The sequence below is a fragment of the Rhodococcus sp. MPR-R1B genome, assembly GCF_058793255.1.
This window is the reverse complement of the sequence record NZ_JBXAFO010000027.1, coordinates 14,627-37,579: the sequence shown is the minus strand read 5'-3', so window position 1 is coordinate 37,579 and position 22,953 is coordinate 14,627. Positions and strand designations below refer to the sequence as shown.

General features: G+C 62.8%; 25 protein-coding genes. 11 read left to right on the top strand and 14 right to left on the bottom strand.

Features of this window, described 5'->3' with window-relative positions; all coding sequences use genetic code 11:
* Positions 1–74: 74 nt before the first annotated feature.
* Genes AC1Q61_RS27005 through AC1Q61_RS26980 form a run of 6 tightly spaced genes read right to left on the bottom strand, consistent with a single transcriptional unit; the run spans position 75 to position 5,430 of the window.
* Positions 75–800: an ABC transporter ATP-binding protein gene (locus AC1Q61_RS27005; protein ID WP_003946013.1), complete on the bottom strand. Its 726-nt coding sequence runs from the start codon at positions 798–800 to the stop codon at positions 75–77.
* Complete coding sequence (locus AC1Q61_RS27000; protein WP_492651252.1) at positions 797–1,651, bottom strand: ABC transporter permease; 855 nt, start codon at positions 1,649–1,651, stop codon at positions 797–799. The genes AC1Q61_RS27005 and AC1Q61_RS27000 overlap by 4 nt, the downstream gene beginning before the upstream one ends.
* Positions 1,648–2,649 carry an ABC transporter substrate-binding protein gene (locus tag AC1Q61_RS26995; protein WP_054831701.1) on the bottom strand — a complete coding sequence of 334 codons (1,002 nt, stop codon included), beginning with the start codon at positions 2,647–2,649 and terminating at the stop codon, positions 1,648–1,650. Before AC1Q61_RS26995 ends, AC1Q61_RS27000 begins: the two co-directional genes overlap by 4 nt.
* Entirely contained in the window at positions 2,646–2,999 is a 354-nt protein-coding gene (locus tag AC1Q61_RS26990) for a 4Fe-4S dicluster domain-containing protein (protein ID WP_492651251.1), read from the bottom strand. The genes AC1Q61_RS26995 and AC1Q61_RS26990 overlap by 4 nt, the downstream gene beginning before the upstream one ends.
* Entirely contained in the window at positions 2,996–4,672 is a 1,677-nt protein-coding gene (locus AC1Q61_RS26985; RefSeq protein WP_492651250.1) for an FAD-binding protein, read from the bottom strand. The genes AC1Q61_RS26990 and AC1Q61_RS26985 overlap by 4 nt, the downstream gene beginning before the upstream one ends.
* A gap of 56 nt (positions 4,673–4,728) precedes the next feature.
* Positions 4,729–5,430, bottom strand: a complete 702-nt coding sequence (locus tag AC1Q61_RS26980) for a Clp protease N-terminal domain-containing protein (RefSeq protein ID WP_003946017.1) — start codon at positions 5,428–5,430, stop codon at positions 4,729–4,731.
* A 227-nt stretch (positions 5,431–5,657) separates the two neighbouring features.
* Between AC1Q61_RS26980 and AC1Q61_RS26975 the strand changes: the two genes are divergently transcribed.
* Together AC1Q61_RS26975 and AC1Q61_RS26970 are read left to right on the top strand one after the other, a co-directional pair.
* The gene (locus AC1Q61_RS26975; RefSeq protein WP_007735229.1) at positions 5,658–6,266 is read left to right on the top strand and encodes a ClpP family protease; all 609 of its coding nucleotides are present in this window, start codon (positions 5,658–5,660) and stop codon (positions 6,264–6,266) included.
* Between the two features lie 4 nt (positions 6,267–6,270).
* Positions 6,271–6,858: an ATP-dependent Clp protease proteolytic subunit gene (locus tag AC1Q61_RS26970; RefSeq protein WP_003945993.1), complete on the top strand. Its 588-nt coding sequence runs from the start codon at positions 6,271–6,273 to the stop codon at positions 6,856–6,858.
* On the opposite strand, the gene AC1Q61_RS26965 is transcribed toward AC1Q61_RS26970, so the two are convergent.
* The 3 genes from AC1Q61_RS26965 to AC1Q61_RS26955 are packed head-to-tail and all read right to left on the bottom strand — an operon-like array spanning position 6,859 to position 8,604.
* Positions 6,859–7,227, bottom strand: coding sequence for a helix-turn-helix domain-containing protein (locus AC1Q61_RS26965; RefSeq protein ID WP_003946041.1), 369 nt, complete (start codon positions 7,225–7,227; stop codon positions 6,859–6,861). It lies immediately after the preceding gene.
* Positions 7,228–7,285: 58 nt separating this feature from the next.
* A complete protein-coding gene (locus AC1Q61_RS26960; RefSeq protein WP_042450620.1) occupies positions 7,286–7,783 on the bottom strand; it encodes a TIGR04338 family metallohydrolase in 498 nt (165 codons plus the stop codon).
* Positions 7,780–8,604 carry a DUF2786 domain-containing protein gene (locus tag AC1Q61_RS26955; protein ID WP_030537724.1) on the bottom strand — a complete coding sequence of 275 codons (825 nt, stop codon included), beginning with the start codon at positions 8,602–8,604 and terminating at the stop codon, positions 7,780–7,782. Before AC1Q61_RS26955 ends, AC1Q61_RS26960 begins: the two co-directional genes overlap by 4 nt.
* Before the next feature lie 114 nt (positions 8,605–8,718).
* On the opposite strand from AC1Q61_RS26955, the gene AC1Q61_RS26950 reads away from it, so the two are divergent.
* The 6 genes from AC1Q61_RS26950 (at position 8,719) to AC1Q61_RS26925 (ending at position 15,812) form a co-directional block, all read left to right on the top strand.
* Positions 8,719–9,792, top strand: a complete 1,074-nt coding sequence (locus tag AC1Q61_RS26950) for an ABC transporter ATP-binding protein (RefSeq protein ID WP_003946073.1) — start codon at positions 8,719–8,721, stop codon at positions 9,790–9,792.
* Positions 9,793–9,962: 170 nt separating this feature from the next.
* The gene (locus AC1Q61_RS26945) at positions 9,963–11,252 is read left to right on the top strand and encodes an ABC transporter substrate-binding protein (RefSeq protein ID WP_007735225.1); all 1,290 of its coding nucleotides are present in this window, start codon (positions 9,963–9,965) and stop codon (positions 11,250–11,252) included.
* 20 nt (positions 11,253–11,272) lie between these two features.
* Positions 11,273–12,448, top strand: a complete 1,176-nt coding sequence (locus AC1Q61_RS26940) for a carbohydrate ABC transporter permease (protein ID WP_007735224.1) — start codon at positions 11,273–11,275, stop codon at positions 12,446–12,448.
* On the top strand, positions 12,445–13,281 hold the full coding sequence (locus AC1Q61_RS26935; protein WP_003946046.1) for a carbohydrate ABC transporter permease: 837 nt from the start codon (positions 12,445–12,447) through the stop codon (positions 13,279–13,281). The genes AC1Q61_RS26940 and AC1Q61_RS26935 overlap by 4 nt, the downstream gene beginning before the upstream one ends.
* Positions 13,282–13,300: 19 nt before the next feature.
* Positions 13,301–13,510 (top strand): hypothetical protein, encoded by a 210-nt coding sequence (locus AC1Q61_RS26930; protein ID WP_019746112.1) that lies wholly within the window; start codon positions 13,301–13,303, stop codon positions 13,508–13,510.
* 112 nt (positions 13,511–13,622) lie between these two features.
* The gene (locus AC1Q61_RS26925) at positions 13,623–15,812 is read left to right on the top strand and encodes a transglycosylase domain-containing protein (RefSeq protein ID WP_042926150.1); all 2,190 of its coding nucleotides are present in this window, start codon (positions 13,623–13,625) and stop codon (positions 15,810–15,812) included.
* A gap of 24 nt (positions 15,813–15,836) precedes the next feature.
* On the opposite strand, the gene AC1Q61_RS26920 is transcribed toward AC1Q61_RS26925, so the two are convergent.
* On the bottom strand, positions 15,837–17,135 hold the full coding sequence (locus AC1Q61_RS26920; protein WP_003946055.1) for a T3SS (YopN, CesT) and YbjN peptide-binding chaperone 1: 1,299 nt from the start codon (positions 17,133–17,135) through the stop codon (positions 15,837–15,839).
* Between the two features lie 139 nt (positions 17,136–17,274).
* Positions 17,275–18,333, bottom strand: a complete 1,059-nt coding sequence (locus AC1Q61_RS26915) for an SDR family oxidoreductase (RefSeq protein WP_492651249.1) — start codon at positions 18,331–18,333, stop codon at positions 17,275–17,277.
* A gap of 91 nt (positions 18,334–18,424) precedes the next feature.
* Between AC1Q61_RS26915 and AC1Q61_RS26910 the strand changes: the two genes are divergently transcribed.
* Positions 18,425–18,736 carry an ArsR/SmtB family transcription factor gene (locus tag AC1Q61_RS26910; protein ID WP_007735219.1) on the top strand — a complete coding sequence of 104 codons (312 nt, stop codon included), beginning with the start codon at positions 18,425–18,427 and terminating at the stop codon, positions 18,734–18,736.
* A gap of 150 nt (positions 18,737–18,886) precedes the next feature.
* A complete protein-coding gene (locus AC1Q61_RS26905; RefSeq protein WP_042926157.1) occupies positions 18,887–20,278 on the top strand; it encodes an amidase in 1,392 nt (463 codons plus the stop codon).
* Here the strand turns inward: AC1Q61_RS26905 and AC1Q61_RS26900 are convergent.
* Positions 20,270–21,001: an MBL fold metallo-hydrolase gene (locus AC1Q61_RS26900; RefSeq protein WP_030537720.1), complete on the bottom strand. Its 732-nt coding sequence runs from the start codon at positions 20,999–21,001 to the stop codon at positions 20,270–20,272. The genes AC1Q61_RS26905 and AC1Q61_RS26900 overlap by 9 nt on opposite strands.
* On the opposite strand from AC1Q61_RS26900, the gene AC1Q61_RS26895 reads away from it, so the two are divergent.
* Entirely contained in the window at positions 20,967–21,662 is a 696-nt protein-coding gene (locus tag AC1Q61_RS26895) for an ATP-binding protein (protein ID WP_235808504.1), read from the top strand. The genes AC1Q61_RS26900 and AC1Q61_RS26895 overlap by 35 nt on opposite strands.
* Here the strand turns inward: AC1Q61_RS26895 and AC1Q61_RS26890 are convergent.
* A complete protein-coding gene (locus AC1Q61_RS26890; RefSeq protein WP_007735215.1) occupies positions 21,630–22,289 on the bottom strand; it encodes an enoyl-CoA hydratase-related protein in 660 nt (219 codons plus the stop codon). The genes AC1Q61_RS26895 and AC1Q61_RS26890 overlap by 33 nt on opposite strands.
* Positions 22,286–22,945, bottom strand: coding sequence for a TetR/AcrR family transcriptional regulator (locus AC1Q61_RS26885; protein ID WP_003946066.1), 660 nt, complete (start codon positions 22,943–22,945; stop codon positions 22,286–22,288). Before AC1Q61_RS26885 ends, AC1Q61_RS26890 begins: the two co-directional genes overlap by 4 nt.
* Between the last annotated feature and the right edge of the window lie 8 nt (positions 22,946–22,953).

Sequence of the window (22,953 nt, the reverse complement as noted above, 5' to 3'; positions counted from 1 at the left end):
AGAGGAATGGTTGTCTTCTCCCATCATGGCCGGGTGTGCGCGGTACCGCTACCGCCGCAGGGTCGGCGAAACGATCACGCGCCGACAGCTTCGTGTACTCCCAACTCTTCGAGGAGTCGAGTGCGCAGCGCGGCGTATCCCGGCTGTGAGGGACTGCGCGGCTTCACGAACGACACGGTCTCGAGAATGCTGACCCGGCCGTCTCGCAGCACCGCAATACGATCGGCCAACAGGATTGCCTCGTCGATGTCGTGAGTCACCAGAAGGACCGCGGGGCGATGTTTGCGGCACAGCTCCGCAACCAATGCCTGCATGCGGAGACGCGTAAGCGCATCGAGTGCAGCAAAAGGTTCGTCCAGCAGAAGAAGCCGCGGGTTACGTACCAGTGCTCGTGCCAGGGCCACGCGCTGGGCTTCACCACCGGACAGGGTCGTGGGCCAAGCACGTTCACGCCCGGCGAGCGACACTTCTGCCAGCGCGGCCGCGGCCGCTTCGCGGTTCTTCCGGGTGGAGCGTTGTCCGAGGATGACGTTGTCCTGGACTCGCTTCGACGCAATCAAACGAGGCTCTTGGAAGACGACGGTCCGGGCTTCCGGTGCACGGACCTCACCGGCATCGAAATCCTCGAGTCCTGCAAGGATCCGCAGAAAGGTCGTCTTGCCGCTACCACTGGCTCCGAGAAGTGCCACGAACTCCCCCGGTCTCACGTCGAGTGAGAAACCGTCCAGAATTGTCCGATCGCCGAAGGTCTTCACGACGTCGACAGCATGGACACCCGAATCCGTATGTTGGACGGTCATGCGCTCTTCCCCCACTGCTTGTAGGGCATCAGGATTCGCTCGATACCCCGAACGAGGAGGTCGACCGACAACCCCCAGATTGCGTAGATGATGACGACGACCACGAGGACGTCGGTCTGGAAGTATTGCTGCGCAGAAGTCATGAGAAATCCCAGACCCTTTGGTGCATTGCTTAATTCGGCGACGATGAGTGCGAGAAGTGACACCGACAACGAGACCCTCAATCCGACGAGCACCGAAGGAATCATTTCCGGCAGAATCACCTGACGAATCAGTCCGAGACCCCGTAGTCCGAACACACGTCCGGCCTCGATGACCTTGCGGTCTACATTGCGGACTCCACTGTGAGTGTTGATGTACAGCGGAAACAGTGCTGCGGCCGCGATGATGATGATTTTGGGACGCTCGTCTATGCCGAACCACAGAATCAACAGCGGTGTGATCGCAAGAAACGGGATCGTGCGGAGCATCTGGAGCGTGGGGTCCACAAGCTTGTCGGCGAGAGCGAACAATCCTGACACAATACCGAGCGAGAGTCCGAGGGCACCGCCGATGGTAAACCCGATGGCTACCCGCGCAAGTGAGACCGAAAGGTTCTCCCACAGAACACCAGTCGTCACGAGTTCGACAAACGCCGACCACACGGACCAGGGAGACGGGAAGACCTTTTCGTCGATTCGGCCCGTCGCTGATCCGAGTGCCCACACGGTGACTAATGCGACCGGAACACTCGCGCGAAGCGCAGTATCGGAGAGCCGGCTTCGTCGACGCTTGGCAGTGCGAGGCGCGATTCTGTCTGCATCCGAGACTGCCGCTGCCGCTGCAGGTAACTGGGGTGCCTCGACGCTCACGAGACAGCCCAGGTCGTGACGTCGAATGCGTTGGGGGCCTTTCCGGACTTGACCAAGAAGTCGAGAGTCGAACGGACGGTGTTCAATCCGTCAGGGTCGACAGGCTCACTCTGAAAGTTCCAAAGCGTTGCTTCCTTGACAACGTCCACCGGTGATCCCGTTGCGTCGAAAACGAACTGTGCGTAGGCGTCGTGATCGGCATCGATCGCCTTGTCGCCTGCTTGAATGACTTCCCAAACAGCCTTGCCCAGATCGGGATTCGAGTTCAGCGTATCCCGCGACGTCAGCGCCACGCTGGTCGCGAGGAGATCCGGATCGTCGACGCTGGCCTTGGACAGGACAGGAAAGTCGATTTGTTTCCTCCAGATGCCGGCTGTCGTGGCCGGAAGGGGCACGGCGTCGATGTCACCACGTTGCAGAGCGGGGAGTGCATCGGCAAAGAGCAGATTGACCAACTCCACCTTGTCCGCGACACCGGCTCGTTCGAGGACCGCCCGGCCGTACTTGTCGAAGTTCGACCCGAACTGCAGTCCTACCTTCTTGCCTGCCAAGTCTTCGATCTTGGATACTCCGCCCTCACGGCCGAGGAACCAGATATCCGACGACGGTTTGTCGATCACGAGGGCCGGCACGTCGATTCCGCTGGCCTTGGCCTGAACCGCGGGGGTATCCCCGATCAATCCCACCTGCACGTCACCGGTCTGCAGCGCCTGCACCACCGGAGGGCCGTTGTTGAAGCCCACGAAGGCTTTGTACTCGAAGCCGTACTTCTCGAGGATGGGTTGCGCCAGGCCTTCGTGCACGGCGTACCCGAACGAGGTGGTGTCGGTAGGACTCTTGCCTGCAGCCCCGTTCCAGGGCGCCCCGACCGTCAGTGGGACAAGGTCTTTCGAACTGCTGTCGGAAGCCGCGGAGGTGGACGAGCATGCCGCTGTCGTCGCGAAAAGCGCAATTGTGAGTAGGGCTGTCAAGCCTTTGGCGCGAGATCGGGTTTTCATGGTGTTCTCCTGGCGTTCTGGGCGAGCTGGTGATAGTCGGCTGTGGATTGGGTCGGACGAGGGGACGATTTGCGCCATCCGACCCGTTCGCGGTACATCCCGAGCAGGTTCTGCCCGATCAGATGCTCCTCGTCGCGTAGTTCGGAGTCGTGAGGCTCAGGAGTACGCGACGGTGAGACGAAGATGGCGTCGGCGGGGCAGTACGCCTCACACTGGAAACATGTCTGACAGTCCGAATGCCGCGCGATCGCGGGTGGTGAATCCGCTACGGCTTCGAAGACGTTCATCGGACAGATGCGGACGCAGATGTCACACGTCGTGCACCGGTCGATGCTGATCAACTCGATCATGATGCACTTCCCTGCTGAGCCAATGCACTGCCGACGCAGGGCAACTCGGTATCGGGGGCAACCCAGATGTCGTTCAAGCCGCCACTGAGCAAGCGATGGGTTTGGTCCACGTCGGTGGCGGGAAAGTCGATGCGAGTATGCATGCCGCGAGTTTCGGTCCGTACCAAGGCCGAACGAACCGCCCAGCGGCTCATCGCGAGCATCCCGGCCGCTTCGCGTTGCGCGATAGCCTCTGTTCCGGCGGTTGTGTGGTCGAGGTCGCGAGATGCGCTCTCCCAGAGACGATCAAGTCGAGTAGCCGAATCGATCAACCCGTCGTTGCTTCGGAACACGGACTTGTCGATCGGGAGCATCTCGGACTGAATGGCGCGAACAGAGCCGCGTACGTCGTCGAAACCTCGATCTCTCACACCGAGCGTTCCTGACGATCGAGTGTCGGATAGGTCTGTCGCTCTTCGGCTATCGGAGAAGGACGCGGCTGCTCGTCCCGCCCAGGTGCCGGTCGCAATGGCCCACGACAGGTTGGGGCCACCCGCTCCGGTGGCTGCGCCGACGATGCGATCCCGTGCGGCGATGTCTCCAGCGGCGTAGAGTCCGGAAACTCCGGTGGACGCGTCATGGTCGAGGATATGTATCCCACCGGTGCCTCGGACCGTTCCTTCTTGAACCCAGTCCATCGGGAAGCGTTCGTTGAACGGATCGACCCCCAACTTGTCCGTGACCATGAAGAAATTGGGCATGGCGGCTCGCAATGCCGGTTGCACTTCCTCGCCGAACTGTGTGAACTGTGCGGTGATCGTGCCCCTCAGCGATGCGCCGAGAAGCTCTGCGCGGCTTTGATGTAAATCGTGATAGTGAATCGGTTCACCGAGATGATCCCAGTACGAGGCAGTGACGAAGAATCCATTCTTGTCCATGCTGGTTCCGAACGGCACCATTCCGTAGAAATTGGAGAACTCCATGCTCGAGAGGTGCGCGCCCACCTCCGCGGCCATCAGATGCCCGTCTCCGGTATTGACGTCTCCGCCGAGGGAATGGCTCTTCCACGTCGTCCCGCCGGTTGCCAGGATCACCGCACCGGCATCGACACGCCACGGCCGTTTCACTTGGCGCTGGTAACCCGTTGCACCGGACACCGTCCCACCGGCATCTACGAGAAGTTCCAGTGCCGGACTGTGATCGAGTACGAGTACACCGGACTTCTTCACCTTCCCCCGAAGGAATCGAAGGTAGTCCGGAGCTGCACCGGAGAACGATCGCTCACCGGGGCGGGCGCCGAAAAGTGTTCCGGAACCGCGCGGCTTCGTACTGGGTTTGTAACCCCATTCGGGAATGAGAGCGGTTCGCGCCCAAGCCTCGTCGAGTACCGCTTCAGTCCAGATGCGATCGGTGATGTATCCACCTGAGCGTTCACGCTTCGAAATCTCCTCGTCGCGGCGCTCGACCACCGGCGGCACGAGCCAATGGCCGACTCCTGCAGTGGCGGCGACTCCGCTGGCACCGACATAGCCTTTGTCCACCAACGTGACGGCCGCGCCGGATTCGGCGGCGGCGACGGCCGCCCACGTAGCGGCCGGACCCCCGCCGACGACGAGGACGTCAGTCGACACGAGAAGGTTTTCGACGTCGTCAGTGACCACGTGCCCGCGAAAACGTGGGAGTGAGCGCGCCATGACAGCGCACCTCCGATCTGGAATGCGTTGGGAGAGAGAAGTACGAGATGTTCGCTCTAGCTACACGACGGTGAGAGGGAGGCCTCGAGGCGTTCGAGTCGGTCGGTGATCTTTGCCAATTCCGTGAGGATTCCGGCTTGCCCGGCCGGTGCGTACCGATTGGCGTGTGCAACGCCGACCTCGATCAACCCCAAGGCTTGATGGGTGGTTACTTGGAAGAAACCGAGCTGATCCAAGACTTCCGCCGCGTATCCCGTTGTCGCGTTGGCCAACGCCCACACAAGATTTGCTCCGTTGACGATGGAATTGCCGACGAGTTGCGCGTCGGTCACAGCCGCTTCGAGGATGGCTCTCGCCTCGGGGCCGAACGTCACGTCGTTGTCGTCGAGTGGGGTACCGTCGGGCACCACAAGGTCGAGAGTCTTCTGGATCGACGTCCGTGTCAGGCCGAGGTGGTCGAGGCCTCGCAATATCAGGTTCTCTTCCTCGTCTAGCAGCGCCTGCAACAAGTGTTCGGAATCGACTGTCCGTGAGCCTTTTCCAGCAGCTGCCGCGGGTGCCAGAGAAATTACCGACGCAAGATGTGGGCTGAAGGGTAGATCGGTGTCGATATGCTCGGTGATACGCACGGCAGAATCAGGAATTTCGCGATCGAGTGTTCCGCGGAGTGCCATCTGGCAGATTGCCGAGACAGGCAGTCCGCGTGCGCGTACAGCAGCAGCGAGGTCATCCGGGAGATAGATGTTGACCTTCGGCATCGATTCTTCCTCTTCTACCTGATCTCGACCGCTTGACCTGCACTGATGTGCATAACCCCATATAACCCCCACGGATGGTGTCGGGCAATCGTCGGTGCCGTTGTTCCGGCAGGAAAGCCCAGTTCAGGGGTTTGGTTCAGGCTGGTCCGAATCTGGTCGCGTGCGCACGGTCTGCCCACAGCAGACAGGCGGGGCCGCGGCACTGCCGCGCCGGTAGGAATGGATTCATGACTACTGAAGCGCCCACCGATACCGGCTACCGTGACCTGTTGACAGACAGGCTCTTCCGACAGCGAACCATTCTGCTCACCGGCGAGGTCAACGACGCCATGGCCGAACGTGTGTGTTCGGAACTGGTGCTCCTCGCCACCACCGACCCCAAGCGCGACGTCGTGCTCTACATCAATTCACCTGGCGGATCGGTGTTTGCCGGTCTGGCCATCTACGACACTATGAAGCTCATCCCCAACGACGTCGTGACGGTCGCGATGGGCTTCGCCGCCAGCATGGGCCAGGTGCTTCTCTGCTCCGGCACCCACGGCAAGCGAATCAGCTTGGCGCACAGCCGCATCATGATGCACCAACCTTCGGCAGGTATCGGTGGCACTGCGGTGGACATTGCGATCCAGGCCGAAAGTCTCGAGCTGATGAAGCGTCAATCGCAGGAAATCCTCGCCGCCGAAACGGGCCGGACCGTCGAAGAGATCGAGACCGACAGCGATCGGGATCGCTGGTTCACCGCCGAGCAGGCGCGCGAGTACGGAATCGTCGACCGCGTCGTGACGTCCTTCGCCGAGATAGCACCGCAAGCCACCTTCCCCAAGATCGGATTGTGACGTCATGTCCCAGTACACGATTCCCAGTGTCATCGAGCGAACACCAACGGGTGAGCGATCTTTCGACATCTTCAGCAGGCTGCTCAACGAGCGCATCGTCTTTCTCGGCACAGAGATCGACGACGGCGTCGCCAACGTCGTGATGGCTCAGATGCTGCATCTGCAAGCCGACAACCCGGATCGCGAAATCGGTTTGTACATCAACTCTCCCGGCGGTTCCACCACGGCGATGCTCGCGATCTACGACACCATGCAGTTCTTGAAACCGACGATTTCCACGTACTGCATGGGTCAAGCGGCTTCGGCTGCTGCAGTGCTTCTGGCCGCCGGCACTCCAGGCCATCGGCATGTTCTCGCCCATTCGCGGGTGCTGCTGCACCAACCGTCGACGCAAGGTAGCGGCACCATCTCGGACCTCGCGCTTCAAGCAGCCGAGATCCTGAGAATCCGGGAGCAGACCGAGGCGATTCTGAGTAAGCACACCGGTCAGAGCGTCGAGCGGCTCCGTAAGGACACCGATCGCGACAGGATCTTCACCGCCGACGACGCTATCTCCTACGGACTGGCTGACACCCTCATCGAAGGGAACTGACTAGGCCGCCATCAGGACGGGACCCGAGATCGGTGCGGGAGAGTGCCCGAAGGTGAGGGAGTTGAGCGCAACGATCCGGTTGCCCGCTCGGAACAGCAGATGCTCGAGCGGCATCCCGAGCGCTTCGCAGATTGCGCGCAGAATTTCCGACGACGGTTCCTTCTTGCCCCGTTCGATCTCGGAGAGGTATTGCTTCGACATCCCGACCTTTGCGGCTACGTCGTCGAGAGTTCGGTCCTGATCGCGTCGAACCTCCCGCAGCACTCGTCCGTAGGCTTCACGAATCAGTGGGGGTTTGCGCACGGCAACAGCCGGATCGGGGAGTTCCGACTCACCCTTGACCAGGACCAGTCTGCGCGGCGCATCCATAGGCCGAGTATTCCAGCCGACCGGTACGGACACCACCGGGTTCGCCGAGGGCTGACATCTAGTCCGTTCGAACACCACCGGCAAGGAACATCGCTCGAAGAACGAAGGCCGCCTCGGGCCCGATGATCTCGCCGACAAGGCTCGTGTAGCGGTCGACGAACTCGGGCCCGTGGGAAGCCTCGTCGGAGGCGGGGTCGCCGAGGTGGTGCGCAAGTTCGTGCAAGACAACGAATTCGCGTAGCGCCCACCGGCCGTCACGGTCGTCCGGGACGGCGATGACGTCGTTCGAGTAGTGAGCGGCGGCATTGCCGCCGCGGGACCGTACGGACACCGGAATGGTTGCGCGAGTCCAGGTCTCCCGTACCCAATTCAGCCCGAGTAGCTGATCGCAGTACGCCTGGACCGACTCCACGGAACCGAATTTGCGCTCGACCGGCAAGGTGATGGTGGAACCCATGACCTCGACGCTCCGAAGTCCACGCTGGTCGGCGCGATCGAACATGGTGCGCACCAAGGTCTCTGCCTCGTAGACGGCGCTCCGCTGCGTATCCCTCACGAGTCCAGCTGCCCGCGCACCCCGCCGATCTCCGGAAGGTTCCCCAGACGTGCGGAGCGCGCAGCCCGATCACCCGCTCGTCGAGCATGCGAGGAATGCCCGGCGCTTGCGCGGCCGCCGCCCCGCCACGTCCCACGCGCTTTGGAGTTGGACGAGTAGTAGTCCTTCAGCTCGATTTCCTTGTTACGCAGCACGAGTGCGGTTTCGGAAGACGACGTGGCAGATTCTGCGATCGCGGTCTTCTCCGTCTCCTGCTTCGTCTCGGCCAACCGAGCGCCGATGCGGGACGCGTACGCCATCTGGAAGTTCAGGCGTGCCGTCACTCCGGCCACCGGCTTGCGGACCTGCGTGCTGACGCGTCGTCGTCCACGAGTTTCGACGACGGTCCGCACGGACGTTTCGCCGCGGTACGCCCCGGAACGCACGTACGCGTCGGAGTCACGCACCATCTGGAAGAGCAGGCTCGAATACAGGGCCTCACACACGTCGATGTCGCCGGCGAACCCGTAGGCGTAGATGACGGCCGACGTCTGCGCGATGTCGCATTGCACGTCGTTGGCAGCGGCGATGGCGATGAACAACTGGGCGTACGTTCGCAGTCCGCGCTTGCCCGGTTCGCCGATGGTGATGAGCCGTTGAGTGGGCGTCGCACGCTTTTCCGAAGACGCGGTGTGCGCACGCGCGACCGCCAGGTCGATCGCGGAACTGGTGGCCAACCGCTGAGCGGCAGCCATGAAGGCTTCACCTTCGTGTGGATTGTCGGTGGACTCCGCTTGGCGAAGCAGCGCACCGATGCGGGTCAGCATCTTCTCCGAACTCACCGTGAAAGACTACGCTCGCGCGCCGACACGGACGTTTATGCTGCTAGCGCACACGCTCACCCTCGACTTGGATCGTCCGGCACGTTCCTGCCGGTAGAAGGGATCAACCCCGTCATGGCTTCAGTGACTTTCGAGAGCACCACCTGCCTGTTCCCCGGATCGAACACTCCGGCAGTGGACAAGCTCGACCTCGAGATCGAGGACGGCGAGTTCCTCGTCCTCGTCGGACCCTCCGGCTGCGGAAAGTCGACCACCCTGCGCATGCTCGCCGGGCTCGAAGACGTCCACAGCGGACGCATCCTCATCGGCGACCGCGACGTCACCGGTCAGGAGCCGAAAGAGCGCGACATCGCGATGGTCTTCCAGAACTACGCGCTGTACCCGCACATGTCGGTGGCCGAGAACATGGGTTTTGCGCTCAAGCTCGCCGGAACCAACAAGACGGAGATCCGCGCCCGCGTCGAAGAGGTCGCGAAGATGCTCGATCTCGAGCCGTACCTCGATCGCAAGCCCAAGGCGCTGTCCGGTGGCCAGCGTCAGCGAGTGGCGATGGGCCGCGCCATCGTTCGCCAGCCGCAGGTCTTCCTGATGGACGAGCCGCTCTCGAACCTCGACGCGAAACTCCGTGTGCAGACACGTACGCAGATCGCTCAGCTGCAACGACGCCTCGCGACGACGATGGTTTACGTGACCCACGACCAGGTCGAGGCCATGACGATGGGTGACCGCGTCGCCGTCCTCGAAAAGGGAATCCTGCAGCAGTGCGCCTCGCCGCGCGAGCTGTACAACAAGCCGAAGAACGTCTTCGTCGCCGGCTTCATGGGTTCACCCGCGATGAACCTCTTCACCCTCCCCGTCGTCGACGGCGGCGTCGCATTCGGTGACGGGATCGTTCCGGTTCCGCGCGAGACGATGAACGGCGTCGTCGAAACCGAGGTTGTTCTGGGTATTCGCCCCGAGCACCTCGAGATCGCCGCCGAAGGCCTGCCGATGGAGGTCGACGTCGTCGAGGAACTGGGCTCGGACGCCTACGTCTACGGCCGGACCACGATCGGCGGACGGTTGCAGCAGATCGTCTCGCGTGGTGACTGGCGCAATCCGCCGCAGAAGGGCGAGCGCGTCAACCTGCGCGTCGACCCCGAGAAGGTGCACATTTTTGCCACCACCGACGGGCGTCGCCTGGGTTAGGTCGACCTGTCAAACGACACATGACCGATTCAGGTTCGGCGTAATACCCACAAGTACGGGTGTCTCGTGCCACAGTAGGGGCCGATGCCGGGAGCCGGCACTCATGGCGCATGCCGTGAGCAGGCTCTCGGTGACCGTCTATTTGTCATACACATACGGGGAGCGAATCCATGGTTCTGAACTCGAAGGCGATGCGCCGCGCTGCAATTGCAGCCACGGCAGCGTCCATGCTGGTACTGGCAGGCTGTTCGTCCGATTCGGACAAGGACAGCGGAACCAGCACCACGGCCGCATCCGGGGGATCGTCCTCGAGCGAAGGCCGCGGACCCATCACGATCGTCGAGGGGCAGGATGCCCTGAACGAGGCGCTCGAAAACATCATCTCCGACTGGAATGCCGAGCATCCGGACGAGAAGGTCACGCTCAAGCCGCTGGCGAAGGAAGCCAACGCGCAGGTCGACGACATCACCCAGCGCATGCAGGCCAAGAGCGACGAGTACGACCTCATCGGCGTCGACGTCGTCAACACCGCTCAGTTCGCCGCAAACGGTTGGCTGCTGCCGCTCGAGGGTGACCTCGCGATCGACGAGTCCGGCCTCCTGCCGTCGACCGTCGCTTCGGGCACCTACAACGGCAAGCTCTACGCAGCGCCGAAGAACACCAACGCCGCATTCCTGTACTACCGCAAGGACCTCGTCGAGAAGGCCCCCACCACGTGGGCCGAGCTCAAGGAAAACTGCCCGAAGGCTGTCGAAGCCGGCATCTCCTGCTACATCGGTCAGTTCAAGAACTACGAGGGCCTGACGGTCAACACCACCGAGATCACCAACGCCTTCGACGGCCCGTGGGTCGGCCCGGACGGACTCACCCCGGCCATCGACGACAAGACGAAGGCAGGCGTTCAGTCGATCGTCGACAACTTCGCCGACAACACGATCCCGCAGGAAGCGCTGACCTACTCCGAGGGCGAGTCGCAGACCGCGTTCGGCGACGGCAAGGCACTCTTCATGCGCACGTGGTCCGGCTTCTCGGTCGACGGTGAGAAGACCTCGGTTGCCGGTAAGTACGGCTACACCGTTCTTCCGGGTGTCGACGGACCGGGCGCTTCGACCGTCGGCGGCTACAACGTCGGCATCAGCGCGTACTCGGACGCACCCGCCACGGCTCGTGACTTCCTCGAGTTCATGCAGACCAAGAAGTCGCAGACGTACTTCACCGAGGTCGGCGGCGCACCCGTCCTCTCGGCTGTCTACGACGATCCGGCAGTGCTCGCTCAGTTCCCGTACTTCGCGACCCTGAAGGAAGCACTCGCCACCGCTCAGCCGCGCCCCGTCACGCCGTACTACACGCAGGTGTCGAAGTCGATCTCCGACAACACCTACGCTGCTATTCGCGGCGAGAAGACCGTCGAGCAGGCCTTGGCGGACACCAAGGCCGGCATCGAAACCGCCGGTAACTGATCTACCAGGAGCAATAAGCAATGGCAGAACCGCAGGATCCTTCCGCGGCTGTGCCTACCAACCCCACGGTCGGGGCCGGTTCAACCGGTCCCGACCGTTCGGGCGTTGGTGGGAGACACCGTGCACCGGAACCGCTAGAAGAGCCGTCGGCATCCGAGGCAGCAGGGACATCCCTGACCAAGGTTCTGCCTGACCTTGCAGCTACTCCACCCCCACCGACCTCGCCCCCGCCTGCGTCGGCCGACAAGCCGAAGAAGCGTCGACGAGTTCCCGTGTGGGCGTTCGTCGCACCGTCGCTGATCGTTCTCGCCGTCATCATTCTGTATCCGCTCGGACGAGCGATCTGGATGTCGATGCACAGCGACGGCAAGAAGCTCGATCCCGAGACCGGCATGTTCGTCACCGGTCAGTTCACGTGGTTCGACAACTACAAGAACTGGATCACCCAGTCCTGCAACACCGCCAACGGCTCGATTCCGTGCCCGCCCGGCACACTCGGATCGCAGTTCTGGCAGTCGATCGGAAATACGTTCGGCTTCACCGTCGTCACCGTCCTGCTCGAGACGGTGATCGGTCTGTCGATGGCGTTGATCATGGCCAAGACGTTCCGCGGACGCGGTTTGCTCCGCGCTTCCGTGCTGATTCCCTGGGCCATCCCCACCGCCGTCACCGCGAAGCTCTGGTTCTTCATCTTCGCCAACGACGGCATTGCCAACAAGATCCTCGGCACCAACATCCTGTGGACGGCGGACCCCTGGCCGGCGCGATTCGCGATCGTCGTCGCCGACGTCTGGAAGACCGCGCCGTTCATGGCGTTGCTGATCCTTGCGGGTCTTCAGATGATTCCCGCCGACGTCTACGAGGCCGCCAAGGTCGACGGTGCGACGGCGTGGCAGCGGTTCCGCATGATCACGCTTCCGCTGGTCAAGCCCGCACTCATGGTGGCGGTGCTCTTCCGCACGATGGACGCTCTGCGGATGTACGACCTGCCCGCGATCATGATGGGATCCAACCCGGCCACCTCGACCATCTCGGTTCTGGTGGTCGATCAGATGCGCGTCGGCGCCAATTCGGCGTCGGCACTGTCCACCATCACGTTCCTCATCATCTTCGCTGTGGCCTTCATCCTGGTCCGATTCCTCGGAGCCAATGCGGTCAGCACGCAGGAAAAGCAGCGGAAGGGGGAGCCGGTATGAACAAGGCACTACGCGGCAAGATCGGCACCTACATCGGCGTCGTACTGATCATCGTGTGGGGACTCGCTCCCTGCTACTGGATGATCGTGACGGCGCTGCGCGACCCGGCGGACACGTTCTCGACGTCGCTGTGGCCCACCAATCTCACGCTCTCCAACTTCACCGCGGCGCTCGATCCCGACGCCAAGGTGAACTTCACCCGTGCACTGATGAACAGCCTCATCATCGCGGGCGCGACCACGCTGATCGCCTTGGTCATCGGCGTGTTCACGGCGTACGCGCTCTCGCGTTTCGATTTCCGTGGCAAATACTTCGTCACCGGAATCATCCTCGGCGCGTCCATGTTTCCGGTTGTCGCCCTCGTGACTCCGTTGTTCCAGTTGTTCACCGACATCGGCTGGATCGGCAGCTACAAAGCGCTGATCATCCCGAACATCTCGTTCGTGCTGCCGCTGACGGTCTACACGCTGACGTCGTTCTTCTCCGAACTTCCGTGGGAGCTCGAGGAGGCGGCGCGTATCGACGGCGCCACCCGTGGCCAGGCCTTCCGTCTGATCATGCTTCCGCTCGCCGCGCCGGCACTGTTCACCACCGCGATCCTCGCCTTCATCGCAACGGTCAACGAGTACCTGCTCTCGCTCCAACTCTCGAGTGACAAGACCGCACCCGTCACCGTGGCGATGGCCAAATTCTCCGGAACCGACCCATTCGTCACGCCGTACACCTCGATCATGGCCGGCGGAACCCTCGTGATGGTCCCGCTGGTCATCATGGTTCTCATCTTCCAGCGACGCATCATCGCCGGTCTGACCGCAGGCGGCGTCAAGTCGTGATGCGGGCCGCACGGTTTCGATGAGGCGGGCTTCGCGCGCCCAGCGTATGGAGCTGATTGCCGGCTTCATCTCGGTCTTCGCCCTCATGGCGTTGATCGGCGCTGTGGTCGCGATCGTCAAGGGAGACCCCGGCGTGATGCCGTCTTTGGTGCTGCTCGGTTGCGTCGTCGCTCTCGGGCTCGCGTTCCGCGGATATCGGAACGCGGTCCGAGCAGAACGTCGCGAGTAGCCAGCCCGGTAGGGTGACATTTCGGTATCGCAGTTGCCGGGAGTTATCTGATCGAGATATCACCCTGGTGGAATGGTGCCGGTAAGTCCGGATCCACGACCGGGAGTGTTGAGTGAGTCCATCGAACAGATCGAGTGCGACGGGTGGCGATCAGTCGTCTGCTCGATCGGGCAAGTCGGCTAATTCGCCCCGGTCGAACAAGTCGGCCAAGCCCGCGAAAAAGCAGCGCTCGAAGTGGCGGTACGTCCGGCGGACCATCTACGTGCTCGTGCTCCTGATGGTCATCGTGCCCGCGTCGGTTTTTGCTGTCGCGTACAGCCGGACCGACGTCCCGCGCCCCTCTGACATGCAGACCAATCAGGTGTCCACCATCTACATGGCCGACGGCACGACCGTGCTCGGCAAGGTAGTGCCGGCGGAGGGAAACCGCACCGAGGTCGCGTTGTCGGCCATCCCGATTCACGTCCGCGATTCGGTGCTCTCGGCGGAGGATCGTAACTTCTACACCAACCCCGGGTTCTCGATCTCCGGATTTGCTCGCGCTGCCCGCGACAACGTGATGGGCAAGGAAAGCGCCGGCGGTGGCTCGACGATCACTCAGCAATACGTGAAGAACGTCTTGGTCGGTGACAAGCGCAGTATCGACAGGAAGCTGCGTGAGCTCGTCATCTCCGCCAAGATGGCGCGCGAATGGTCCAAGGACGACATTCTTGCCGCGTATCTCAACACCATCTACTTCGGTCGCGGTGCGTACGGCATCGCCGCCGCGTCGAACGCGTACTTTGACAAGCCGGTCAGTGAGCTGAGTGTCGAGGAAGGCGCAGTTCTCGCGTCCGTCATCCAGAGCCCGTCGTTCCTGGACCCCGAGACCAATCTGTCCGCGCTGCAAGCGCGCTGGGACTACGTTCTAAACGGCATGGTGGAACTGGGCAGCCTGACCAAGACGGATCGCGACGCGATGCAGTTCCCGGTCGTCGCCCCCGCCAATCGGCCGACCGATCTGAACCAGGCGCCAGGACCCGAAGGCCACATCAAGACCCAGGTACTCAAGGAACTGGCCGAGGCCGGTATCAGCGATCAGACGCTGAACACCGCTGGTCTGCAGATCACGACAACCATCGACCCGGTTGCGCAGGAAGCTGCGCTGAACGCCGTCAGGCGGAATCTCGAGGGCGAGCCGGAAGACCTGCGGACCGCAGTAGTGTCCATCGACCCCAAGACCGGTGGCGTCGACGCCTATTACGGCGGTGACGAAGGAGCCGGCTTCGACTACGCCCAGGCGCCGCTGCAGACCGGTTCAGCGTTCAAGGTCTTCGGTCTGGTCGCAGCATTGATGGAAGACATTCCGCTGTCCGCACGGTTCGACAGTTCACCGCTCACGATCAACGGCGTGACCATCGGAAACGTCGGCGGCGAATCCTGTGGTCGATGCACCATCGCCGAGGCACTCAAGCGTTCGCTGAACACCAGCTTCTACCGGTTGATGCTCTCGATGGAGAACGGTCCCCAGAAGATCGCCGACGCCGCCCACCTGGCCGGCATCCCCGAGCACATTCCCGGACTCGACTACCCGACGCTCACACAGGAGGGTGGTCCGCCGGAGAACGGAATCGTGCTCGGCCAGTATCAGTCTCGCGTTATCGACATGGCGTCCGCTTACGCGACGCTCGCCAATTCCGGTGTGTACCAGCAGCCGCACTTCATCCGGAAGGTCGTGACGGCCGAAGGTGAAGTCCTGCTCGATCGCCCGGTCTCTCCCGGTGAGCGTCGTCTCGATGCTGCCGTTGCCGACAACGTCACGCAGGCAATGCTCCCGATCGCGTCGTACTCGAACGGTCACGCGCTTGCCGGTGGACGCCCGTCTGCTGCCAAGACCGGCACCGCGCAGTTGGGTGACACGGGGCAGAACAAGGATGCGTGGATGGTCGGTTACACGCCGTCGCTGTCCACCGCGGTGTGGATCGGAACTTCCGACGCTCAGGCCATCACCAACTCCTACGGTGGTTTGATCTACGGCTCCGGAGTGCCTGCGGACATCTGGAAGAGCACGATGGACGGCGCGCTGAAGGGATCCGACTGGGAGAGCTTCCCGTGGCCGGACCCCATCGGCGGGCAGGCCGGCGTTCCCGCGAACTCCGGCGTGACCTCGGGGGACGGGACGGGCACGCCCACGACGGGCGCGGTCGCTCCCCCGGCGCCCATCGAGGTGCCCGGCCTACCGCCGATCGAAGTGCCGCCGCTCCCCCAGTTGCCGCGTCAGATCGAGATCCTGCCGGGCATCGTCATCCCACTGCCGGGCTGACAAGCAGCGCCCGATTTCCGGTTCTCAGGCCTGATCGTCGAAGAGACCGAGTTGGGTGGGCGCTGCATCCTTGGCGGGCAGTACGACGACGCGCAGTCCGCGCCTGAGGTTGCGGATCGCGTGCGTCCACGCGCGCTTCTCGCCCGCACACAGGTCGGTGTCGTCGTCCTTGCGGCGGATGGACTCGGTCAACGCCTCGTGCCAGGCAGTCTCCTGCTCCTGGCTGATCCGCAGGTAGTCGAGAATGGTGTCGCGGTCGTGCTCACAGATCACGGCAACCTCTTCGGCGCTGAGCTCGCCCGTTCCGTCTGCGTCGAGTTCGAGGAGCGCCATGAGAGCCGGCGGAAATTCGTGGCACTCGTGTGACTCGTATTCGGCACCGGGATCTTCGTGCTCGGAGGCCATGCCGTCGTTGAAGGCGGTGTCTCCGGTTGCGCGGATGGGTTGCCCGCCCAGTTCTTCGGCGAGTTCGTCGGATGCTTCGGCCAGTTCGGCGAACGAGCGCAGAGCCCGCAGCAGGTGCTCGGCGACGAAGGGTGCGCCGTCCACGCGGACCACGCCCAGCACACTCTGCTCGACGAGAATGAGCTTGATGGTCGGCCATTGCCGATTGAGCTGAGCAAGAATTACAGCAGCGTTCTCGAGGTTCTCCACCGAATGCACGACCCGCGAGAACACCTCTACGTACTCGTCGTCCTCGAGAACACGAACATAGGTGACCTGCTCACCGCGGACCAGCGGGATATCGCCGTCGTCGTCACGCTTGGGCGGATGACCGAGAAGGCGCTCGACGGCCCCGTCGACCAGGATCCGCAGCATGTCGCCCGAACCCGAGGGAGCGTGAGACGGCGTCGTGGCGAACGCCGGCGTCGACTCGCGCCCACTGGTGCTGGCACGCAGGAACGACGGGTGCGCAATGCTCCACATTTCGCGGAATACGCGCAACACCTTTGTCACCAGTTCCTCGGGACGAGCGCGGTCGACGTCGATGTAGAAGGACATGGACCCATTGCCCTCGGGTTCGTGCTCGCACAGATCGGGAGCGTTGAACCCCATGTCGAGCAGCGCTGAATGGTCTTCCGGTTCGAGCATGCGCAGTGGATGCAGAAACCTGTTGGAAGGAACTTCACAGCGCACGGAGGTCTGGTTCCACGCGAAGAACTGGATGCACGCGGGTGCGTCGGCCAGTTCGTCCATGCTGTCGTAATGCGACTCCACCACGAGGGTGTCGTCGTCCTCCATCACGGAGATGTAGCGAGCGAGATGAGTCTCGAAAGTAGTCCAGGCACTCAGGATTTCCAGATCGAAAGTATTGTCCGACATCGTCGCTCCTCTGGTCCGGGGGCGCATGGGGCCCTACCGACGACTCGCCGAAACCCCTGCTTTTCAAACCCCGCCTACGACGTTAGTCGTGGGGTCCGACAGTGACAGTGTTCGTAGGATCCGAGTGACCGTGTTTCAGTCAGGGGATTATCTTCCGAGCCTGCAGATTGGCGAAGATGTCGAGGAACATCGCTTCGGTGTCGACGTGGCGGTGAAATCCGAACCGCCGAGCTTTCGATCCGTCAGCGAAAAAGTCGTAGTCCCATCCGAATACGAAGTCACCGAACCCCCAGGACGAGACATCGGAATACGGGGTCCGAGCAAGTTGGTGTTCCTCGACGAGTTCATCCCACACCGACTCCTTGTCCGCCATTGCGACATCGAGGGACATCGGGAGCGGAGGTGCGACGTCCATGTCGAAGAAGGCTGCGATCTTCGGCCACATCTCCTGCCAGCGGAACAGGTCGCCGTTGTTGATGTTGAACGCCTGATTTGCGCACTCGGGGTTGGTCGCGGCCCAGACCGTCGCTTCGGCCAGGAGTCCGGCGTCGGTCATCTCGATCAAGCTGGTGTACGCGCCGGGTTTGCCGGGGAATCGGAGTGGGACACCCAGTTTCTTCGAGATGGTCGCGTAGACGGCGATGACCATCGCGAGGTTCATCGGGTTACCCAGTGCGAATCCGGAGACGACCGAGGGTCTGATCGCCGACCATGTCCACGACTTGCCGAGCTGCCGACGTTCGAGGAACTGCTGTTGGTCGACGTTGAACTCGGGTGGCATGTGCGGTGGATCGCTCTCGCGGGCCGGAGTTTTGAACGGTCCGAGGTGTGCCCCGTAAACCTTGTAGCCCTGCATCAGGCTGACGTGCTCGAGTCCGCCCGCAACGGGCTCGATGGCGTCGAGAGTGTTGACCAGCATCGCCAAGTTGGGCGGAACCAGCTCGGCCCATGTCGGGCGGTCTTGATAGGCGGCGTAGAAGACGTGAGTGACGTCGCCCAGTCCGCTCAGTGCCGCTGCAGTCCGGTAAGGATCGAGCAGGTCGACTGCGATGTGTTCGACCCGGTCGGTGTCCGTACCGCCTCGCCGCGAGAGTCCGATGAACTTCCATTCTCCGGTCGACTCGAGGTGATCGATCAAGTTCCCACCGATCACGCCTCGGGCTCCGACCACGAGTGCCACTTTGTCGTGCTGCACCATTTCAGCCTCCCATTGGTATATCGCGATGTTGCGATATAGGGAGTGAACCACACATATCGGCATTTCGCGATCTAGCGGTATGCTCACGAACATGGAAGACGCAACAACCGAGTGGGAAACGGCGTTCAAGGCGCTGGCCAACCCGATGCGTGTGCAAATCCTGCAGTGGTTGAAAGACCCCGGGAGCTTTCCCCCTCAGCTCGAGCCTGCTGAGGAGGTCGGAGTGTGCCTCAAGCACATTCAAGCGAGGGCGAAGGTGTCGCAATCGACGGCGTCTCAGTACATGGCCGCACTCCAGGCCGCGGATCTGGTGACCACCACACGAATCGGTCAGTGGCGGCATTACAAGCGAAACGAGCAACAGATCGAGAAGCTTGCTGCATTCATCAGGCAGGGTTTGTAGGTACCAGCACCTGACCGATCCCTCCGGGGCCGCCAACGTTGTGGCAAAACCTCACATCGCCGGCGCCGTCGGTATGTGCATTGTGGTCGTTTCTCGGGTTGCTCGTTGTCCTTACGCTCGGCAGAGGGTACTGGCAAGGAGAGGCGTGCGATGAGTCGTGAGAGCTGGGTGGGCCGTGATGCCCGATCCATCGCCGAGGCCGTGCGGTCGGGTCAGGTGTCGGCGCGGACCGTCGTCGAAGAACATCTCGCACGGGTCGGCGAATGCAATGTCGAACTCAACGCACTGGTCACCGTGTGCGCCGAGGAGGCTCGCACGGCCGCGGATTCCCTGGACGAGCGACGCCTTCTCGGTGAGACACTCGGCCCCCTTGCCGGGGTTCCGTTCACGGTCAAGGACCTGATCGCCACTGCCGGCGTGCGCACCACTGCCGGTTCTCGCACTCTGGCGGACAACGTCCCGGCCGTCGACGCCCCGGCCGTCGCGGCATTCAAGGCTGCCGGTGCGATTCTGATCGGCAAGACCAACACCCCGGAATTCGGCGCGTGCGGCCTGACTCGAAACGAACTGTTCGGAACCACGGCCAGTCCGGTGCGACCGGACGGCGTCGTCCGGTCCCCCGGCGGATCGAGTGGCGGCGAGTCCGCGTCGGTTGCTGCCGGAATGAGCGTGCTCGGACTCGGTACGGATTTTGGTGGCTCGGTGCGTTGGCCCGCCCACTGCACCGGCCTCACTTCGGTTCGCCCGACGCTCGGACGTGTCGATCCGGAAGGTCAGTATCCAGGCGTGCTTTCGGATGGACGGGTACTCGCCAACCCTGCGACGATGCACGGCACGATCCAGACCATCGGCCCACTGGCCCGCAACCTCGGTGATGCGGCGCTTGCGTTGCGCGTCCTGTCGAAGCCGCATTTCTCGTGGACCGAGCCTGATTCGGTCGACGTCGACGACCTCGACATCCGCTGGGCCACCGGCGAGGGAACGATTCCCGTCGACGAAGAAATCCGGTCAGCGGTTCGGACGGTGGCGATCAGCCTGGACGCGAGCGAGTGCGACGGTCTGGCTCTGCCGCGGGCCAACGCGCTTTTCGGTGCGTTGCGATCGGTCGAGACCCACGCGGACATCTACTCTCTCGCAGCAGGTTCAGCGCACGCTTTCGACGCGGACATCACCGCCATGCTTGCGGCAGGCCGTGATCGCAGTTCCGCCGAGGTGGAAGCGCTGTGGGCGGATCGCGCGGTGTTGATCAGCGAATTCCTCGGCGAGATGGGAGACGCACTGATCCTGCCGGTTGCGTCGGTGCTCGCTCCGCCGCTCGGTGTGGAGAGCTTCGAGGTGGACGGTCGCAAACTCACATGGATGGATGCGCTCGCGAGTTGCCGGGCGATCAGTGTGCTCGGTCTTCCGTCGGTCGTGGTTCCGGTAGGACTCTCCCGCAACGGTTTACCGATCGGGGTGCAGGTGGTGGCGAGACCGTTCCGCGAGCACGTTGCGCTGTCCGTGGCGGCGCGAATCACGTCGAAGGCGCAAGCTCTAGTCTGACTTCCATTTTTCGGTTTCGGCTGCGAAACGTGTTGCGTACGAGTCGGCAAGGTCGTGAAGAGTGGTGACGCAATCGCCGTAGTACGTCGGTGCATGCATGGTCGCCAGAATCCGCGGCTCGAGGTCGGCCAGGGCACGGATCGTGGGTTCGAGATCCGGGGTGAGGCAGGTGGCGTGGCCCAAGTCCTCGGCTTCCAAAGCGGGGCCGACGATTTCGTGCTCGGTGGTCGCGGGGTGGTGCCCGAACGCGGTGAACAGATCTCCGCAGAACAGCGTCGACGTCGTCTCCTCGAACATCAGGCCCGCGTCCCAACCGTGTGGGACGTGTGGGGTGTCGATGTGCCGGACTCGGCGGCTGCCGGTTTCGAGTACGTCGCCGTCCTGCAAGGGAAGTGGCGCCCGATCGGCCAGATCGTTGACCTGGACGAAGCACCCCATCGCACCGTGTGCAACTTGCGCTTCGGGGGCCGCCGCAAGCCAGGAGTTCATGGACCCGCATTCGTCGGCCTCGACGTGACCGAACGTGATCCATTTCAGACGGTCGATGTCGATCAGCGTGGAGAGTGCGTCGGAAGCCGAGGTGAACAACGCTCGCTGCCCGGTGTGGAAGAGCAAGGGTTCCTCGCCGTCGACGAGAAACTGGTTCATCGTGAGGTTCGCTTCGTCCACGAAGGTCGACAGTCGGTAGATGTCCGGCGCGATTTCGGTGATCGTGGTGGTCATCGCTGTGCTCCGATCAGGGCTGTTGTACATGTCGAGCTGTCTTCTCCAGCCTTCTCGCCGCCCCGCGCCTGCACAAGGTTCTGGACGTGCTTACGGCTCTGCAATAGTGGAGGACGTGTTCGTACTGCTGCTGACAGGCCCGCCGGGCGCGGGGAAGAGTTCCGTGCTGACCGCGCTTCACGATCGACTCGGCGAGGCCGGGGTGAGCAACGCGATGATCGAGGTGGACGAACTCGAGCGGTGCTATCCGCCGCTGGGGACCGAACGGGCAATCGCACACGTCGGGATGCTGTGTGCGTCGTACCGGGAAGCGGGGTACGAACTCCTGTTCCTCACGGCTACCGTCGAAGACGACGACTACGGGCGCGCCCTGCTGGCCGCGACCGGCGCCGAGGGGCACCTGCTGGCGCGCCTCGAGGCCGATCCGGATACGTTGCGTACCAGAATCATCGAACGTGAACCGGCCGGCTGGGCCGGGTTGGACGAGTTGGTGGAGGCGTCACAACTGCTGGCCGGTTCGATGCCGACGCTCAGTGGAGTCGACGTGGTTCTGAGCACCGAAGGCCGCGATCCCGAAAGTGTTGCCGACGATCTGGAAGCGGCTCTGCGAGAACACAGTCCGTCGCTTCTAGCCGTCGGTGTTCAGAGCGGTGACCACTGAAGCGAACATCGTCGACTTGATTGCCCCCAGTGTGCCCGCATTCTTCGGGCCGATCGGTGCAACCATTTCGATGGCCTTGGCGGTCAAAGCGTCGACGGATGCGGTGAAGTCCACCAAACCGGCTGCGAATGCGTCACTTCCGCCGTATCGCCGCCCCGTGGTCATGGCGACGATTGCCGACGCCGGGCTGAGTTTGGCCTGGATGAGAGCTGCCATTCCTTCGGTGAAGGGGATGTTGATGTCCACCTCCGGGAAGCAGTAGTAGCCGCGATCATCGCGCATGACGCGGTAATCGTGCGCGATGCCGAGCATGGCGCCGGCTCCGAAGGCGTGGCCGTTGATCGCCGCGACGGTGGGCATCGGGAACGTCAGCATCCGGGCGAACAGCGACTGCACCTGCTGCACATACCACTTCGCCTTGTCGCCGTTCGCGCCCAGCCAGTCGAGGTCGAGTCCGTTGGAGTAGAACTTGCCCGTCGCCGTGGTGACCAGGGCATGTGCGCTTTCGCTCAAAGCCTGGTCGAGTAGCTTGTCGACGGAATCGAGCCACTCCGGCGAGAATCGATTCTCGTCCTCGCCGAGATCGAGAACGGCGATCTTGTCTTCGAAGCGCAGAGTTGCGGTCATGATTGGCCTTTCCTGTTGCGTGGCTTGGGCAGTGGTGGGTCGAGATGCAGAACCGCTCGAACGGCGGCATCCAACCGCGCGCGTGCTGCGGCGTCGGGGACTCGCCAACCGTCGGCGCGTTTGGCGGGATGAATGAGTAATCCGGTAGGCAGGCCGACAACACAGGCCTCGATTGCCTCGACGGCTCTGCCGTCCTTGCGGCCCCAGAGCGCGGTCGACAACCGGATGAACAACTCGACCAGAGACCGGTCGAGTTGTGTGAGTTGCTCGGCGATGTCGGCAGGGACGTCGGTGCCGAGCAGTTCGTCGCGCTGGATCGTCAACAGCAGCAACGCGGATTGTGGGTAGTCGAGCGCGAAGACGGCCGGAACTTCGGCGGCTGCGACGACGGCGGAAACCGCCGAAGTCGGCGACGGGTCCGCGAGAGCGTCGTCCACTCTCGATTGTTGAAGCGCGAGAAATCGTCGCGCAGCACGCAGCCACGCGCTACCGACCAGTCCACTGCGAGAGCCGAATGCGTGATAGATCGCCCCGTTGGATACACCGGTGGCGTCGGAGACTGCCCGGACCGTGACAGCGCTCGGTCCGGCAGTGGCGGCAAGTTTTTCGGCAGCGTCGAGCAGGGTGTCGAGGTCGTGGACGCGTGGCCGAGGCATGAACGCAC

Coding starts and splice junctions, on each gene's coding strand:
- AC1Q61_RS27005 (WP_003946013.1), bottom strand. CDS start 800: ATGACCGTCCAACATACGGATTCGGGTGTCCATGCTGTCGACGTCGTG.
- AC1Q61_RS26995 (WP_054831701.1), bottom strand. CDS start 2,649: ATGAAAACCCGATCTCGCGCCAAAGGCTTGACAGCCCTACTCACAATT.
- AC1Q61_RS26990 (WP_492651251.1), bottom strand. CDS start 2,999: ATGATCGAGTTGATCAGCATCGACCGGTGCACGACGTGTGACATCTGC.
- AC1Q61_RS26985 (WP_492651250.1), bottom strand. CDS start 4,672: ATGGCGCGCTCACTCCCACGTTTTCGCGGGCACGTGGTCACTGACGAC.
- AC1Q61_RS26980 (WP_003946017.1), bottom strand. CDS start 5,430: ATGCCGAAGGTCAACATCTATCTCCCGGATGACCTCGCTGCTGCTGTA.
- AC1Q61_RS26975 (WP_007735229.1), top strand. CDS start 5,658: ATGACTACTGAAGCGCCCACCGATACCGGCTACCGTGACCTGTTGACA.
- AC1Q61_RS26970 (WP_003945993.1), top strand. CDS start 6,271: ATGTCCCAGTACACGATTCCCAGTGTCATCGAGCGAACACCAACGGGT.
- AC1Q61_RS26965 (WP_003946041.1), bottom strand. CDS start 7,227: ATGGATGCGCCGCGCAGACTGGTCCTGGTCAAGGGTGAGTCGGAACTC.
- AC1Q61_RS26950 (WP_003946073.1), top strand. CDS start 8,719: ATGGCTTCAGTGACTTTCGAGAGCACCACCTGCCTGTTCCCCGGATCG.
- AC1Q61_RS26945 (WP_007735225.1), top strand. CDS start 9,963: ATGGTTCTGAACTCGAAGGCGATGCGCCGCGCTGCAATTGCAGCCACG.
- AC1Q61_RS26940 (WP_007735224.1), top strand. CDS start 11,273: ATGGCAGAACCGCAGGATCCTTCCGCGGCTGTGCCTACCAACCCCACG.
- AC1Q61_RS26935 (WP_003946046.1), top strand. CDS start 12,445: ATGAACAAGGCACTACGCGGCAAGATCGGCACCTACATCGGCGTCGTA.
- AC1Q61_RS26930 (WP_019746112.1), top strand. CDS start 13,301: ATGAGGCGGGCTTCGCGCGCCCAGCGTATGGAGCTGATTGCCGGCTTC.
- AC1Q61_RS26920 (WP_003946055.1), bottom strand. CDS start 17,135: ATGTCGGACAATACTTTCGATCTGGAAATCCTGAGTGCCTGGACTACT.
- AC1Q61_RS26915 (WP_492651249.1), bottom strand. CDS start 18,333: ATGGTGCAGCACGACAAAGTGGCACTCGTGGTCGGAGCCCGAGGCGTG.
- AC1Q61_RS26910 (WP_007735219.1), top strand. CDS start 18,425: ATGGAAGACGCAACAACCGAGTGGGAAACGGCGTTCAAGGCGCTGGCC.
- AC1Q61_RS26905 (WP_042926157.1), top strand. CDS start 18,887: ATGAGTCGTGAGAGCTGGGTGGGCCGTGATGCCCGATCCATCGCCGAG.
- AC1Q61_RS26895 (WP_235808504.1), top strand. CDS start 20,967: ATGTCCGGCGCGATTTCGGTGATCGTGGTGGTCATCGCTGTGCTCCGA.
- AC1Q61_RS26900 (WP_030537720.1), bottom strand. CDS start 21,001: ATGACCACCACGATCACCGAAATCGCGCCGGACATCTACCGACTGTCG.
- AC1Q61_RS26890 (WP_007735215.1), bottom strand. CDS start 22,289: ATGACCGCAACTCTGCGCTTCGAAGACAAGATCGCCGTTCTCGATCTC.
- AC1Q61_RS26885 (WP_003946066.1), bottom strand. CDS start 22,945: ATGCCTCGGCCACGCGTCCACGACCTCGACACCCTGCTCGACGCTGCC.